This window comes from Austwickia sp. TVS 96-490-7B, from assembly GCF_019331795.1.
GTDB lineage: Bacteria > Actinomycetota > Actinomycetes > Actinomycetales > Dermatophilaceae > Austwickia.
The window spans coordinates 204,322-219,988 of record NZ_JAHPZL010000001.1 but is presented as its reverse complement, the minus strand read 5'-3'; the positions used below and the strand labels follow the sequence as shown (position 1 = coordinate 219,988).

Here is a 15,667-nt window from a genome sequence, read left to right as displayed (position 1 = left end):
AATGGGTGTGATCACCACTGTGTCATACCGACGGCCCGGCGCCATACGGTGCCGATAGTCCGTGCCTCGAGACACCCGTAGAGCTCTAGGGCGTGCTCGTTGACGGACTGTTGGCACAGGTCACCGCGATTCGCTGCGCGGTATCTTCACCGAGGCCCCGCCAGTGGGGTCGGTGCTTCAGGAGTCAGATCCAGCACCTCGTCCGCGTTGTCAATGCCTTCGGCGCGGTGGGCGACCACCACGACAGTGCGGCCCTGACTGGACCGACGGACATCAGCCATCACCGCAACCGCCGTGGGATGGTCCAGATGGGCTACCGGCTCGTCCAGCAACAGCACTGGGCGGTGAGAGAGCACGGCCCGGGCGATGGACAGTCGAGCTCTTTCTCCGCCGGATACGCCCTGACCGCCGGAGCCCAATCGGGTATCCAACCCCTCTGGGAGCCCTGAATACCACGGGTGCAAACCTGCCAGCTGCAAGGCTGATTCGATCTGGGCATCAGAACAGTCCGGCAGCGCGAAACGCATGTTTTCCCGCAACGACGAGGCAAACACGTGCGGTTCATCATCTACGACCGCGAGGTGCGCCCGTACCTGGCTTAAGGCCAATCGGGTGACATCTTCCCCATCGACGCGATAAGCACCGCTGGCCGGATCGATATGGCGGGCCAAGACCGCCAACAAAGTCGACTTTCCGGAACCATTCGGTCCGACCACAGCGACATGACGTCCCGGCTTGATCGCCGTGGACAGTCGTTGCATCGCGGCGCGTTCACCATCCCACGACGCGGTGACCCGGTCCAAGGACAACTCCGGCGGGACAGTGTCGTGTCCACCAGAATCACGCCAGGACACCGGTGGGGGAGTGACCCCACCAGGACCGACCGCCAAGGTCGGCGCCACCGTCGCTGGGTCACGCACCGCAGCAGTCTGATTCAGCAAGGTATCCAGCCGGTGAGCAGCACCACGAGCGCGGGCCGCGGCACCCACCGCATCTGGGATAGCCGCAGTCACCTCGCCCAACGCGATCGGGGTCAACAGGAGGAACGCCGCCAATGGGGTAGGCAACCCCTGCGGCACCCATGTCGACACCACCGCGGCCATGACGGCAGCGTGGGCCACCGTCACCAGCGGCACTAGTGTCACTCCGACCGCACGGCCCCAAGACTGGCTGCGCAACGCCCGCCCTAAGGCAGCCTGTGCGTCGTCCAACCATTGTGTGGCACTGGCTTGCGCACCAATCGCGGCGATCTCCAACGCATTGTCCGTGATGAGCGTCGAGACCCGAGACACCTCGGCGCGTGCCGCGACCACCGCTTCCTGGCGTCGGCTTTCCAGACGATGGTCGACCCATCCCACCACCAAGGTGCACGCCGCTGTGGACAAGGTCACGGCCGCAGCGGGGAACAGGATGACGGCATTGGCTAACGCTGCTAACCCTGCCGTCACCACCAACGCGACGAATGGCACCACTACACGCACCTGGGCATACGCGATGTCGTCCAAGTCATCGACCACTCCGGCCAACACATCACCGCGGCTACGCCGACCCAGCCGCGCCGGAGTCAGCGGGATCAACCGTTCATACGTGCGGGCCCGCTCATCAGCGAGAAACCGCAATGCGGCGTCGTGGCTGCGGACCCGCTCGACGTACCGCAACGCGGGCCGAGCGATCCCCACCGCCCGGACTAGCACGATCGCCGCCAATAACGTCAAAATCTGCGGATGGTACGACGCCGCAACGATCAACCACCCGGCCGTCGTCGTCAACGCCACCCCGCACGTCAGAGCGACCCCACCGACCAACGCGGCAGACATCACCCCTGGGACGATCCGTGGTCGACCCCCGACCCGACCCGGGACCGCAGCGTCATCGCCACCGGTCGTCGACCCTGACGATCCAGTGCGCTTCCCATCGGCAGCGGACGGCTGCGGGGTCATGCGCCACCTCCCAGATCGAGGACACGATCAGCGCGCCGTAACAGCCCCTGACGATGCGTCACCACCACCACCGGGCGGGTGCGCGACATGGACACCACCAGATCATCGATCAGAGCTTCCGCTTCCCGATCCAGGTGGGCGGTCGGTTCGTCCAGGACCACCATCGGCGGATCAGCCAGCACAGCCCGAGCCAACGCGATCCGGGCCCGCTGACCAGCAGACAACCCGAAACCATCGTCACCGACCGGGGTGTCCAACCCCAACGGCAGCGAACGCACCATGTCAGTCAATCCCACATCGGCCAACGCTTTGCGCAGATGCCCATCAGTGGGCATCCCCCCAGATCGGCCCGCGCAGCCCAACAGCAGGTTGTCCCGCAGCGTCGCCGCCGCCAGGAACGGGCGTTGAGTGATCAGATGCGCTGGCGGTGCCTCGACGGTGCCCGCATCCGGTTGACGCAACCCCGCCACGATCTCCACCAACGTGGTCTTACCCACCCCGGACGGCCCGATCATCACCGTTAGTCCTGGTGACGGCAGGTCAGCGTCAATGCCGTCAAGGATCACGGGAAGGCCCTCGCCGTAGGCATACCGCACCCCGCGCAACCGCACCGGCGCGGTCTGCTGCGGCTCGGACACCCCCGTCACCCGAGCTGACTCCACCGCTGCGGGTTGCTCACCCAACTCCTGCAACACCGCATCCAGGGCATTTGCCCCATCAGCGGCATTGTGGAATTCGGCCCCGACCCGCCTGATCGGCCAATACGCCTCCGGCGCCAACAGGATCAACGGCATCGCCAACGCCAACGACATCTGATCCTCGGCAAGCTGGATGCCCACCCAGACCGCCACGATCGCCACCGAAATGGTCGCCAACAACTCCAACGCGGCCGAACTGACAAATGCCAACCGCAACGTCCGAACCGTCGCGGCACGATGCTGATGGCTGACCGTACGGATCGTCTCCGTCTGGCGTCGCGCCCGACCGTACGTGACCAGCGTAGGTAACCCCCGCATCACGTCAAGGAAATGGCCAGACAACCCCGCCAACGTGCGCCACCGCCGCTGGGTGGCTTCGGCAGTCGCTGACCCGATCAACGCGGCAAATAACGGCAACAAGGGCACCGTCAGCACGGGGATGAGACCCGTGCGCCAATCCAGGAGCAGCATCGCCAAGATCGCCGCAGGCGGCAAGATCGCCGCATTCGCCAAGGTGGGAAGGTAGCGGGCGACATACGGTTCGATACTCGTCGCGCCCTGCGTCGCCAACGTCAACAGCCGCGCCCCGGCATCCCGCGAAGCCGCATCCCGATGCAACGCCGCAGTCAACAGCAACCGCCGTATCGCCCCGGACACTGCCACCCCGGTCCGTACCGCCACGACCTCAGTCACCCCAGTCGCAAGCGCTCGTACGGCGAAAGCGACAGCCGTGGCTGTCGCCGCAGGCCACCACGGAGCGTTCTGCGCGACAGCGACGACCAACGCAGCGATGGCGAACGCCTGCCCAATGGCGGCCAGCCCTTGGACCGCTCCGAGAGCGAGCAGCCCCACGATCCCGGCTCTGCTGTCAGGCACGACGCGCAACAGGCGAGGGTCGAAAGGCTTCACGGAAGCTAGTTCACCAGATTTCTGGGTTCGGACCGAATGGGGGGTCCCCCGGCAGGACATCGATCAGGCGCCTCAACACGCCTCCCATGCTCAAGGCACACCTCAGGAGAAGGCAGCAGCCTTCCACGACAGCATTCTTGGCGAATAGCGGGTCATCATGTCCCGGACATGCATCCAAGGGGAGAGAACACACAGCGTCGGGCCCGCCCCACGAGGCGAACCCGACGCTGCACATCACACCGTGACCACGGGCCGATCAGATCATCAACGGACCGACCCGACATCGATCAGTAATGTGCCGGAGCAGGAATGTGCTTGGTGCTCAGGCGACGACGGAACACCCAGTACGTCCAGATCTGGTAGGCGAGCACGATCGGCACAAAGACCACCGCAGCGCCCGTCATGATCTGCAAGGTGTACTCCGAACTGGACGCATTCGCGATGGTCAAGCCAGTCTGACCTGCGATCGAGTTGGGCATCACATTGGGGAACAGCGCCACAAACAGGCTGGCCACACCCAACGTCGTACAGGTGAAGGTCCCCGTGAACGCCCATCCCTCACGACCCAGCTTCGCCGCCCACAACGCCGCGAGCAGGCACACCGCGGACAGTGCGGTCAACGCCCACGCCAGCGGCTTGTTGCCAGTGTTGACATTGGTCCAGGACAGGAACACCACAGCAAGGACCGCCGTCGCCAGACCGGACTTCATCGCCACAGCCCGGGCTTGGTGACGAATGTCGCCCTCAGTTTTCAGCGCCACAAAGAACGCCCCATGCGTCAGGAACAGGAACAACGTGGTCAAGCCACCGATCAGACCCAACGGGTTCAACAACGTGAATACGTTGCCGGTGAACTCCATCGTGGCGCTGTCCAATGGCACCCCGTTGACGATGTTGGCAAAGGCCACACCCCACAGCAGCGCCGGCACAAAAGAGCCGCCGATGATGCAGTAGTCCCAGTTACGACGCCACGTCTCGCTCTCACCCTTGCCGCGGTACTCCAGACCCATGGCCCGCAGAATCAGCGCCACCAAGATCAGCAGCAGCGGCAGATAAAAACCAGCAAACAAGGTGGCATACCAGTGCGGGAACGCCGCGAAGGTCGCCCCACCCGCGGTGAGTAGCCACACCTCATTGCCATCCCAGTGCGGGCCAATGGTCGTGATGAGCAGGCGCTTACGGCGCTCGCTCTCCTCGGGGTCGCCCTCGGGGTCTTTGCCCAGGATCCCCATGAGCATGCCGACGCCCATGTCGAAGCCTTCAAGGCAGAAGTAACCGATCCACAGGACGGCGATCAGCAGGAACCACAGGTTCTGCAGCATTTCGTAGCTCATGACAGTTCTCTCCTTCGCCCCGACTCAGTAGGCGTAGGCCAGGGGAGCATCGGTGTCGTCGTGCTCAGGTTCGTGACCTGGCTCGGGGACGGCTTCAGCGCCCATCCGCACGTATTTCAGGAAGAGCTTGACCTCGACGACAGCCAGGGCGGCGTACAGCAGTGTGTAAACGATCATCGAGAACAGCACCTCGCCGGAGCTGACTGACGGGGATACGGCGTGCTGCACGGTCATGAGCCCGTTCACAATCCACGGCTGGCGACCCATTTCGGTGAAGATCCATCCGAAAGAGTTGCCCAGGAGCGGCAGGAAGGGGGTTGCCACAGCGACCCAGTGCCACCATCGCGGGGCGAGGGCTTTCTCGCCGGCGTTCTTGCGGGTGGCCCACAGCACGAGCAGCGAGGCGGCCGTCCCGGCAAAGCCGAAGCCCATCATGAACCGGAAAGTCCAGTAGGTGGTGGGGATGTTCGGGGTGTACGACGTGGAACTGTCGCTGGTGAACTTTCCGCCAGTGAACTTGGCTTTGGCCTCGTCGCGCAGCGGGTTGATGCCCTTGACCTCGGCGTTGAAGTCGCCGTGGCCCAGGAAGGACAGCAGGCCGGGAACCTCGATGATGCGGGTGGCTTTGGTGCCATCCAACGATCCGATGGACAGCACGGAGAACGGCGCGTGCGACTGGGATTCGTAAATCCCTTCGGCGGCGGCCATCTTCATGGGCTGCACTTCGGTCATGATCTTGCCCTGCAGGTCACCGCTGATCATGACGCCCAGCGAGGCGACCAGAGTCACCACAGCACCCACCCGGGTGGCCTTGCGATACATGCTGGCGTTGTCACCGAGGTTTGGCCGACGCAGGTGCCACAGCGCCACGCCCATGACGACAGCTCCAGCGGTCATGTACGCCGCGAAGATGACATGCGGGAACGTGACCAGCTGCACCTTATTGGTGAGCACCGCAACGAAATCGGTGAGTTCAGCGCGGTTGGTCTTGGGGTTGAAGGTGAACCCGACCGGGTTCTGCATGAACGAGTTGGCCGACAGGATGAAGAAGGCGCTCATCACAGTGCCCAGATGCACCAGGCACATGGTCAGGGCGTGCAGCTTCTCCGGGATGCGGCCCCAGCCGAAGATCCACAGCCCCAGGAAGGTGGACTCCAAGAAGAAGGTCAGCAGGGCTTCGAATGCCAGGGGGGCGCCGAAAATGTCGCCCACGAAACGGGAATAGTCCGACCAGTTCATGCCAAACTGGAACTCTTGGACGATTCCGGTGACCAGGCCGAGCGCGAAGTTGATGACAAACAGCTTCCCGAAGAACTTGGTCAGCTTGTACATCTGCGGGTTGTGCCCGCGGACCCACGCCACGTGGAAGCCGGCGACGATGCCGGACAGTCCGATCGTGATCGGCACGAAGAAGAAGTGATAAACGGTCGTGATGGCAAACTGCCATCGCGCCAGATCCAGCGCGTCCATAGCCCTCCTGTCGGTCGTTCGCATCTCTTCCGGAGCTGTTCCGTGCTCCGTTCGCGTCACAGGTCTTCGGAAACGTCAGATGGACGGGATAAATCCGTCCAGAACTGGTGATCACCATGGGTATGGCGTGATCGACGGGGGCGTTCTTCTTTGTTTTCGTGTTGCCTTTCACACGGTGGTGGTGACGCGTGAGGTGCATTTGTTACGGAACTGACCGGTTTTGGTGGTAAACCCTCCGGTCGCCGCGAGACTACCATCCATCCGTCCAAGACGAATGACCAGCTGGAACATCCGGGGAATCGTCTGAGGGCTGTGCTGTCGATGTCATCGACTCAGAAGCTGGCACTCATTCCGATTCCTCACTCCCCCTAAGCGACCCAAGCTCTTGTGGTCTGACATCCCCGGAGGGAGTCATATCGAGCGTGTCCTAGTGGCTCCCGGTGGCGAGAATGCTCGCGCTGGACGAGACTGGCGAGCCAGAGGGGTACGACGTCCCCGACGTACCTCACCATCTCGCGCACCGAGAGTCGCGACACGAAGGAGGACGACGTGGACGCACATGACTGGGACGAGCGATACGCCGCAGGACGGGTCTGGTCCGTCGAACCCAATCGGTGGGTCGTGAGCGAACTGTCCGGGGTGACCCCAGGGCGAGCGCTGGACGCCGCCTGCGGCGAAGGGCGAAATGCTCTCTGGTTGGCAGAGCAGGGCTGGCAGGTCGATGCCGTCGACTACTCCCAGGTGGCTCTCCAGCGAGGCCGCCAGGTCGAAGCCGAATGTCGGGCGGCGGGCCAGACTGACAGCTCACCGATCAGCTGGATCCATGCCGACCTGACTGAGGAAGGCACGGTGGCCGGTCACTACGACCTCGTCCTGGCTGCCTATGTCCAGATTGAGGCTTTCGAACGCACCCCCCTGATTCGTGCTGCCGCAGCGACACTCGCACCCGGCGGCACCTTGCTGGTCGTAGCGCACGACACCAGCAATCTCACCGACGGGTGGGGTGGGCCCCAGGATCCAGCGCATCTCTACACCGCTCGCGACATCGCCTCCGATGTGCAAGACATGATCAGCTCCGGCGCGCTGGCCGTGGAACGAGCTGATCGTGTCGCCCGAGAGGTCGACACTGAAGAAGGCCCTCGCGTCGCTTGGGATGCGCTATTTCGGGCTCACCGGCGCGACAGCACGAAAGGATTGACATTCGTCTGAGCGGATGTTGCTGGCTGCGGCAACGCCGGGCTGGTGAACTCGGGCTGGTGAACCTGGGCTGGTGAACCTGGGCCGGTGAGTTCACTGTGAGCCGATTAGCCCTGACCGGCCAGCTCCGAGGCGGTGGCTTGACGGACCACGAGCCGGGTCCAGGCGCCGACGTACACACGCTTGTCGTCGTCGATTTCCACACGCTGACCAGCGGGGATCGGATCCTCTGGGAGGCGTCCGCTGGCTGGACCCACGAATGTCCCATTGCTCGATCCGAGGTCTTCGACCCACCATCGACGACCATCGGTGGAAAACTCCGCGTGCCGTCGACTCACACCGGAATCTGCGCCGCAGTCCACGTCAGGGACAACCCGTCGACTCGCGGAGTATCTCCCGATCAGGGCCCGTCCACCGATTCGTACGACGTCTGGAACTCCTGGTGAGGGGCAGATGTCATCGCTGTCTTGGACGGCATGCCATGCCGGGTCGATCCACACCTCGACTACCCAGTCCCCCGTGGAACCCCGTGAGGGGGCTTGGTGCGGTGGAGAGGTCACCTCCAGGAAGGAGGTGTCGGCAGTCGCCGACGAGGTCAGCGGGGAGGCGGATGGCATCGGTGGGGTAGCGGGCAGATGCGAGGAAGAAGACAGCGTGGACGAGGCCGATAAGGGTGCGGCCGGAGACAGCGACGACGAGGCGGGCGACGACGCGGGGAGGGACAGCGACCCGGGCGTTGACAACGACGACGAGGAGATCAAGGGGGTCGACGGAGCGGAGGGCAGCGAACTCGGCGACAGGATCTCCGGGATCGATCCGCCCATCCCACTGCTGGGCACGCCAGACGATGGTGGCGCCGTGGGGAGCGGCGACTCCCACGATTGCGCTGGCGCTGGCGATGGTGACGGGGAGAGTGGGGGAGCGGATGAGGGTGAGGGGGGCGAGGCAGCCGACATCCCCCACGCGCTGACTCGGGTGTCGACTCCAGCCAGGCCTTCACTGAGCGGACGGGGCAGCGCGCCTGTGGTGAAGTCATAGCCGCAGACCTCACAAAACAGGTACGTCGTACTCCCTGCGGTGCCGCAATGCGGGCATTCCCGCGACGGACGCGTCGATGCAGCTGGTGTCGCCGGGGTCGGCGCAGCTGACGCCCCAGCCGATCCGGTCAGCGAAGGTGCGCCCGATGCCCCGGCCCATTGTGGCGGCGAGGCAGGCGCCGTCATCGGCGAACCACAGACATCGCAGTAGTCCGACGCCGAACTCGAGTGCCCTTCTGGGCAGACGCTGGTCATGAAGCCACCTGTGTCATCTCGTCGTCGGAGGCTGTCCATCCGTCACGGAGGGCACGACGACATGTCATTACTTCTTGACACGGATCGTCTTCGTCGACGCCGTATCCAAGGCCATCTCATCCAATTTATCCACATCGTGCCGCAATCGGATCCGCCCTGTCGCGGCGTCGTCGATATCTACCACCCGTCGCAACCGATCTGTTGCCGCATCGTCACCTGTCTGTGCTGCCAGCTGCACCGCTCGGCCCAGACGGGAGGTCGCCGTCTCCGCGTCACCGACCGCCTTGGCTGCCAGGCCTTCCTGGATTGCGCTGGCCAGTTCGGTCTGGCCGGTGTAGTGCGCCACCTCTGGGCTGATCTGAGCAGTCAGCCCGAAGTCACCAGACCATTTGGCTTTGACCAAGCCCTGCGCGACCATCTGACCACCTACGACCAGCTGCACCCGAGAAGCCAACTGTTCTTGCCCAATCGCCTTGGGCGACAAGCGAACAGCCACATGGTATTCCCGAGTTTCATCCCCCCAGGAACCCGTTGGATAAGCCCCCGTCAACGGATTGACATCCCGACGACGCGCCGTCAAATCCTCCAACGTCGGCGACACCTGCCGCACAAACAACACCTGCGCCCCCTGCGGCGCCCACACATTCAACGTCGCCTCAGCGACACCGCGCCCCATCGACGTGCGCATCAGCGACTCAAACTCCCGAGCCATGTCCTCCCGACGCGGGATCAAATCCACCGTCCCCAACAACGCCTGCGAAATCCGACGTACCTCATCGACCTGCCACGCGGCACCCAACCCTCGACAGTCGCACTGAAAACGCCCCCGCACCGTGTCAATCGAACGGGTCAGCTGCTCCGGCGACTCATGCTGATTTTCACCGTCCGTCAACAAAATCACATGCTTCTGCACCAACGACGGGACCGTGTCAAACAATTGAGCCGCAGCCAATAACCACGTCCCCATCGCCGTGCCACCATCGGCACGCAACTGATGCAAACTGTCCTTCGCCGCCTGCCGGGTCTGTCCGTTCATCTGGACCATCGCTGCCGAATACCCGTCCGGGTAACACAACCGGGCCTGATGATTCCCCGCCACAATCGCGAACCACACCCCGTCCAGGATCTGGTCCAAAGCGGCACTCGCCGCGTACTGCGCCGCCGCAACTCCGGCCGCTTCCATCGATCGAGACGTATCGACGACGATGATCTCTCCGGCGTCGCCCGCACCAGTCTGGCCCGCTCCACCAGCTCCGGAGCAACTGAGCGTCACGATGGCATGAGCATCGGTGCCGCCCTCGGGCAAGAACTCGTTCTGATAGACCGACGCGCTGAAATCAGCCACTCTCACTCCTTCGTCGCTTGCGAGGCTACGCTGCCGACCCGGTCCCGTGCGGCGCGGCCTCCCCCGGCACGCCGGTGATCACCACTGCTGAATCTTCTGGACTCGCCGGGGCCATACCCGGCGCCAGACGCGCCAGAGCCACCGTGACGTTGTCATGTCCGCCCTGCTCAATGGCCCACTCGACCAGCGCAGCCGCCAACGGAAGGGCCAACGGGCGTTCCTGCACCGACGCCGGTAGACCGAACGTGTGATGCCCCTGGGTCAGATCCCAGGCGCGTTCCTGGAACACCGCTTGCAAGACGATCGGCTCCGACGCGTAGTTCCATAGACCGTCCGAGCAGAGTAGCAACCATCCCGGCTCGGCGATGTGGAGCGAGGTCAACGACGGCATCCGGTCAGGACAATCCTCTCCCAGCCATCGCGTGATGGTGTGGGCATGCGGGCCGCTTTCCGCCTCCTCACGAGACAGGCCCGCGCGGATCTGCTCCGTGGCCCACGAATCATCGGTCGTCAACACCAAAGGATCACCCGCATCTGGGAGCCAATAGGCGCGAGAGTCACCGATATTGCCAATCACTGCCAGGTCGCCTTCGACGACGGCAGCGACCAAGGTGCACGACGGGCCATTCAAACTCGCCGGATCCATCATCGGCGTACCTTGAGCTGCTGCTTCCTGGACCATGAGATCGCGATATTCCTGAGCTGTCGCCGCCACCGCATCAGCTGCAGCGTCCGTTGCGGCCTCCAACCGGTGCCCCATCGCCCCGATCAACGCCGAAGGCACCCCCGCCATGCCACGAGCCTGGGAAGCCGACAACAGGTCGGTCGCAGCCTGCGCCGCAGCCATGCTGGCATGCGAGGAGTACGGCGCCGTGGAGACCCCGTCGCAGACCACCATGGCGGCACGGGCCACGCCGTCGCTGCTGGCCCCTATCGACATCGACAAAGCATCTTCGTTGCCGGGGTGGCGCACTCCTCGGTCACAGATGCCCGCCAGCCAGGGAGCGAGGTCAAATTCGAAGTGATGCCGGGGATCGACGGCCTTGGCGCCGCAATTGCCGCAATAGCCATCGAGATAGGTGCCGCCACACTCTCCGCAGGGGTCCTGTGCACCGGGAGCGGGGGATTCGGTCTCGCTCGGTGCCCCTGAGGTCGGCGGGTGCGCGCCGCCCAGCACCAGCAAGCCATCGACGTCACGGCCGGTCGGAATGCTCGCAGCGGCCGCCGATCCGGTCCCGCCGGGGGGAACTTCGTTCCCGGAGGGGGCTGATGGCGCCACCGACGATGCCATGGTGGGTTCTCCGTTTTCGACGTCATGCGGCCTCGGTGCAGCCGGTGCCAATCCCTCGGGGATCGCGGTGGCGTCGACCATCGGCAACGGTGTCGTCGCTGGCAGGTCCGGCACTCTGGGCAGCGACACCGTCGCCACCTCAGATGCGTCGACAAAACCGCCGTACCCCTGATCATCGGCGCCGACGACAGCGCTCTCCCCGCTCTCGTGCTGCGGCAGATATGCGTCGGCGGAGAGCGGGTATCCATCGGCCGACGTCCCGTCGTCCACTGCTGGTACGACGTACTCCTCACCCTCTGCGGGATAGCCGTACTCGTGCTCGTACCCTGCCGCTAATTCCCCCGAGTAGACCTCCAACTCGCGCCCACATGCCTCGCAATACGGCCCCGCTGCCACCGACGACTCACAACCCGTGCACGTGACTCGGGCCGCAGGAAACTCCGCGGAACCAGCGTCGTGCGGTTCGTCCAGCCACACGAAACCGCTGGGGTCAGCTGGGTCGATCCGGTCCGGGACAGCGTTGTCCGCCGGAAAATCAGTCTGCGGCTGACGGGGACCGGTCGCCTCTGCGCCTCGTCCCCGACCTGCGTCACGCCACCGCCCTAACTGCCACCACGCACGTTCTCGCCGTGCGGGAGGGTCCTCAGCGAGGGCGTCCTCCTCGGATCCCTCAGGGGGACGACGTCCCGGGTCGTCGGGGCTCTGCGCCGGCAGGGGTGGAGTGGTCATCGCAGGCTCCAAGGTCTTACTGCGTTCGCCCGGTCCACCAGAGCGGTCCGGATCTGTGGGTCAGGGGTGAGATGTGCAAGATCACGCAAGGTCGACTCCAGGGCCCGCTGCAGAGCTGCCCGACGGGCCGGGACACCGTCCACCGTGACATCGGGTTGCGGGCCATGCCGGGTGACGATCTGCAAAGCACGGTCAAAAACGTCCGCACGGAACCGGGTCCGTTCCACGATGTCCGCATCAGCTCCGCGCACCGTCTCCATCGCGGAAGAAAGCACGACCAAGCCGCCGTCAGTAATCCGGGACAGCATCTGGGCCCGCAACCATTGCGCCCGTGGGTGAGTACGGTTGCTGGCGGGCACATGGTCTAGAGCAGTGATGGCGCCGCGCAGATCGCCGGTCGCCGCCCGGAGCCTGGCCAAGCCGAATGCAGCGACAGGGACGTACGCCGAGTCGGCGCGCAGACAGGTCAGATATCCGCTCTCCGCAGCGGTACGGCGTTCATCAAGCTCAGCGGTCAACGCCATCGCCAGGACCGGCGCCAACTCCCCGGGGACCTGCGCCGCTACCGAGGAGAACGCCGCCTGCGCGGCATATCTGTCATCTCGGGACAGTGCCTCCAAACCGACCAGCCACACTGCACGCCAATCCCACGGATCTTGAGCCAGGAGAGTCTCGGTGGCGCTGGTCACCAAGTCAGGGCGGCCGCCCCGGATCCCAGTCCGAGCCTGCTCCAGGAGGACTTCTGCCGAGATCACTGGCGCATGCGCGAGATGGTCATACCGTGCTCCCGGCTCTTGGGCCTGCACCGTCTGCAACCATCCGGTCATCGGGTCGGCGTCGTCCGGACGCAACGCGGGCAGCTCCCACCAGCCAAAATCCTCGCCACTCGGCGCAGGTGGGTCAAAAAACAGGGAGGGGCGGGTCTGAGTTGCGGCGGGCGCGCCCCGACGATCCAGGACCACTCTGCGCAGGACGCCGTGCAATTGCACCCGGAACTCCTCAATGGAGGTGAACCGGTCATCCGGGTCGGGAGCGCACGCCTTGGCGACCAGTGCGTAAAACTCGGGATGTTGCACGAAGACCGGGACCTGCTGCATCGGCGGCAGCGACGTCGCATACGTCGACTGGTAGCCACGGAACTCGGTGGTGAGGACCACCAGCGTCCGGCCGATCGTGTAGATGTCACTGGCGATGGTCGGGCCGACCTGAGCGATCTCCGGCGCTTGGTAGCCCACCGTGCCGTAGATCGGTGACTCCACGTCGTCAATCCGACGGACCCCCCCGAGGTCAATGAGTCGGACTTCGTCGCCGGTCTGAATCAGGTTGTCAGGTTTGAAATCGCAATACAGCAGCCCTTTGTCATGCAAATACTGGAAGGCGGGGAGGATCTCCAGGACGTAGGCCAGGGCTTGGTCCACTGGGAACGGATCGTAATGGCCCGCGGTGGCCATTCGCGTTTTCAGCAGCTCCTTGAGTGGGGTCCCGCCGACGTACTCCATCACGATGTAGCCGGCACCGTCATGGGTGACGAAGTTGTAAATCTCGACGATCAGCTGGTTGCTGACTTCGGCGAGAAACTCCTGCTCAGCGATAGCGGCAGCAAGCGCGTCGGCATCTCCGGCGTTGAGCAGGCCTTTGAGGACGACCCACCGGTCGGAGACGTTTTTGTCCCGTGCCAGGTAGATCCAGCCCAGCCCCCCGTGGGCGAGCGGGCCTTCCACTTCGTACTGTCCCGCGACTAAGTCCCCTTTGCCCAGTTTGGGTCGGAAGCTGAACGGATTTCGGCACTGCGGGCAGAAGCCCTCTTCGCGCCCTGGCTGGCCGTCGTGGGACCGTCCCACTGCCGCGCCGCAGTTCGGGCAGTTACGGCGCTCTTCGGGGACTTTCGGGTCGATCAGGATCACCGTGGACGGGTCACTGACCGGGACGGTGGGGACACTGGTCAGCCCGGCGCCTAAGGAGGTCGCACGGGTGCGTCTGCTGGTGCCGAACCGTCGGGTGGCTTTGGTGCCTCGGGCGGAACCAAGCAGGGTGCTGCCGCCGCGCGTGGTGGGGAGGCCGCCGGTACGACTGGCTGGTGCGGGGGTGACGGCAGCTTGCTGCGGGCCGAGGACGGACACTCCGCTGCTCCGGCTGCGGGTCGACATCCCTGGCGGGGTCGGCAATGACGGCGGTGGAGCGGGACCGGCTGGGCCGGGTGTGCTGAGTTGAGTCGGCAGGAATCCGGAGGGATGTTCAGGTGCGCCACAGACGTCGCAGTAGCCGTCCATGTAGGTCCCGGCGCATCCAGGCTCATGGCATCTCACGGCCGGGGCTCCTTCCGTGGACCGACCTGACTGGCTGCGGTCACGTACGCCTGAAGCGCAGCGACCAGGGCGCCCAGTCTGCCGACATGGATGGGGCGCGTGGCCCGAGTGGACTCGATCAGCGCCACCAGCGAAGACAGGTCCTCCTGGTGCGCCGGGTCGGTCAGCTCAGCACCTTTGGCGGCATAGGCGTCAGCGGCACCGAGGAGTTCATCACGATGTTCCAACGCCCCGGCGTACGCGGAATGACACTGTGCCAGAGCCTGGCTCACCATGTCGATGCGTTCGAGATAAACCGTCAATGCGGTGGGGTCGGTGGGTGGATCACCCAAAACGTCCGGATTGGGTACGGCGAACCGCGGCGCAGGCCACACGTCCTGCACACAGCGTGTCGCCAGCTGCTCCACTGCCCTGCTGCACGCATCCAGTTCGTCGCGACGCTGCCGAGCTCGTTGCGCATCGGCTTTGGCTTGGGCTCGACGGGCCGCCCCCACGATCAGGTCCCGTTCGGCCTGCGCAGCGTCTAACTCGAGTGATGGCAACAGGCCACCGACGTCTGCGCCCCGGCGGGAGCGTTCGGTGATGTCCCGAGCCCGCTCTTCTAGACGATCGTGCACCCCCACGACGTTGTCTCGGGCAGCGGAGGGCACCAAGGCGATCTGGTCGTGAATCCGCGCGATCGTCGCCCGTACCTCCCGCACTCTGGCGTCCACGTCCGGCTCGGAACCGTCCATCCGCAGCCGTCCCCGCAGCGAGGATGCCAACGAATCGGAGAGACGGCAGGCCTCCGGCAAGGACACCGCCAATGCAGAGCTGCTGTCATGTCCGGGGTCCAGCCGACCCCAGATCAGCGTGCTCATGCGTCGGCGGTCGGCTTCCATGACTCTGCCATCGTCCCAGGTGGCGACGAGCAGGTCATGCCGATCGGAGACGGCTTTCCATAAGGTCATAGACAACATCACGTCAGCGGTCAGCTGGTCACCTTCTGAGGAGCGCAGACTCGCTTCGTCGAGGACGTCGAGTTCCGCCCGGCGGCGGTCTCGCCACTCGCCCAGCGACGTGAGGTACTCCAATAACGCGGCGGGGGCGATGTCTTCGCCGAGGCTTCCCGGCGCGGCCGGGGCGACAGCGAGCTGCGTGTTCATCGGTGATCGGC

12 protein-coding genes are annotated in these 15,667 nt (G+C 64.8%); 1 reads left to right on the top strand and 11 read right to left on the bottom strand.

The window, feature by feature from the left end:
- Positions 1–146: 146 nt before the first annotated feature.
- The 4 genes from cydC to KEM60_RS00970 all read right to left on the bottom strand — a co-directional run bounded on the left by cydC (position 147) and on the right by KEM60_RS00970 (position 6,351).
- Positions 147–1,940 carry a thiol reductant ABC exporter subunit CydC gene (gene cydC, locus KEM60_RS00985; RefSeq protein WP_219105629.1) on the bottom strand — a complete coding sequence of 598 codons (1,794 nt, stop codon included), beginning with the start codon at positions 1,938–1,940 and terminating at the stop codon, positions 147–149.
- Positions 1,937–3,547, bottom strand: a complete 1,611-nt coding sequence (cydD, locus tag KEM60_RS00980) for a thiol reductant ABC exporter subunit CydD (RefSeq protein WP_219105628.1) — start codon at positions 3,545–3,547, stop codon at positions 1,937–1,939. Before cydD ends, cydC begins: the two co-directional genes overlap by 4 nt.
- Positions 3,548–3,834: 287 nt before the next feature.
- The gene (gene cydB / locus KEM60_RS00975; RefSeq protein WP_219105627.1) at positions 3,835–4,881 is read right to left on the bottom strand and encodes a cytochrome d ubiquinol oxidase subunit II; all 1,047 of its coding nucleotides are present in this window, start codon (positions 4,879–4,881) and stop codon (positions 3,835–3,837) included.
- 24 nt (positions 4,882–4,905) lie between these two features.
- Positions 4,906–6,351 carry a cytochrome ubiquinol oxidase subunit I gene (locus KEM60_RS00970; RefSeq protein WP_219105626.1) on the bottom strand — a complete coding sequence of 482 codons (1,446 nt, stop codon included), beginning with the start codon at positions 6,349–6,351 and terminating at the stop codon, positions 4,906–4,908.
- Positions 6,352–6,900: 549 nt separating this feature from the next.
- Between KEM60_RS00970 and KEM60_RS00965 the strand changes: the two genes are divergently transcribed.
- Positions 6,901–7,560, top strand: coding sequence for a bifunctional 2-polyprenyl-6-hydroxyphenol methylase/3-demethylubiquinol 3-O-methyltransferase UbiG (locus KEM60_RS00965; RefSeq protein WP_219105625.1), 660 nt, complete (start codon positions 6,901–6,903; stop codon positions 7,558–7,560).
- A gap of 95 nt (positions 7,561–7,655) precedes the next feature.
- Here KEM60_RS00965 and KEM60_RS16335 read toward each other — a convergent pair whose 3' ends face one another.
- The 7 genes from KEM60_RS16335 to KEM60_RS00935 all read right to left on the bottom strand — a co-directional run bounded on the left by KEM60_RS16335 (position 7,656) and on the right by KEM60_RS00935 (position 15,656).
- The gene (locus KEM60_RS16335) at positions 7,656–8,048 is read right to left on the bottom strand and encodes an FHA domain-containing protein (protein ID WP_255574099.1); all 393 of its coding nucleotides are present in this window, start codon (positions 8,046–8,048) and stop codon (positions 7,656–7,658) included.
- Positions 8,005–8,511 (bottom strand): hypothetical protein, encoded by a 507-nt coding sequence (locus KEM60_RS16330; RefSeq protein ID WP_255574098.1) that lies wholly within the window; start codon positions 8,509–8,511, stop codon positions 8,005–8,007. Before KEM60_RS16330 ends, KEM60_RS16335 begins: the two co-directional genes overlap by 44 nt.
- 84 nt (positions 8,512–8,595) lie before the next feature.
- The gene (locus KEM60_RS00955) at positions 8,596–8,745 is read right to left on the bottom strand and encodes a hypothetical protein (protein ID WP_219105897.1); all 150 of its coding nucleotides are present in this window, start codon (positions 8,743–8,745) and stop codon (positions 8,596–8,598) included.
- Between the two features lie 162 nt (positions 8,746–8,907).
- Positions 8,908–10,185 carry a VWA domain-containing protein gene (locus KEM60_RS00950; RefSeq protein WP_219105624.1) on the bottom strand — a complete coding sequence of 426 codons (1,278 nt, stop codon included), beginning with the start codon at positions 10,183–10,185 and terminating at the stop codon, positions 8,908–8,910.
- 25 nt (positions 10,186–10,210) lie between these two features.
- Positions 10,211–12,205, bottom strand: a complete 1,995-nt coding sequence (locus tag KEM60_RS00945) for a PP2C family serine/threonine-protein phosphatase (protein WP_219105623.1) — start codon at positions 12,203–12,205, stop codon at positions 10,211–10,213.
- A complete protein-coding gene (locus KEM60_RS00940) occupies positions 12,202–14,511 on the bottom strand; it encodes a serine/threonine-protein kinase (RefSeq protein ID WP_255574096.1) in 2,310 nt (769 codons plus the stop codon). Before KEM60_RS00940 ends, KEM60_RS00945 begins: the two co-directional genes overlap by 4 nt.
- Positions 14,508–15,656 carry a hypothetical protein gene (locus KEM60_RS00935; protein WP_219105622.1) on the bottom strand — a complete coding sequence of 383 codons (1,149 nt, stop codon included), beginning with the start codon at positions 15,654–15,656 and terminating at the stop codon, positions 14,508–14,510. The genes KEM60_RS00940 and KEM60_RS00935 overlap by 4 nt, the downstream gene beginning before the upstream one ends.
- Positions 15,657–15,667 lie beyond the last annotated feature (11 nt).

Bases quoted from the DNA above. Each gene is read 5' to 3' on its own strand.
- cydC (WP_219105629.1), bottom strand. From the start codon at position 1,940: ATGACCCCGCAGCCGTCCGCTGCCGATGGGAAGCGCACTGGATCGTCA.
- cydB (WP_219105627.1), bottom strand. From the start codon at position 4,881: ATGAGCTACGAAATGCTGCAGAACCTGTGGTTCCTGCTGATCGCCGTC.
- KEM60_RS00970 (WP_219105626.1), bottom strand. From the start codon at position 6,351: ATGGACGCGCTGGATCTGGCGCGATGGCAGTTTGCCATCACGACCGTT.
- KEM60_RS00955 (WP_219105897.1), bottom strand. From the start codon at position 8,745: ATGGGCCGGGGCATCGGGCGCACCTTCGCTGACCGGATCGGCTGGGGC.
- KEM60_RS00945 (WP_219105623.1), bottom strand. From the start codon at position 12,205: ATGACCACTCCACCCCTGCCGGCGCAGAGCCCCGACGACCCGGGACGT.
- KEM60_RS00935 (WP_219105622.1), bottom strand. From the start codon at position 15,656: ATGAACACGCAGCTCGCTGTCGCCCCGGCCGCGCCGGGAAGCCTCGGC.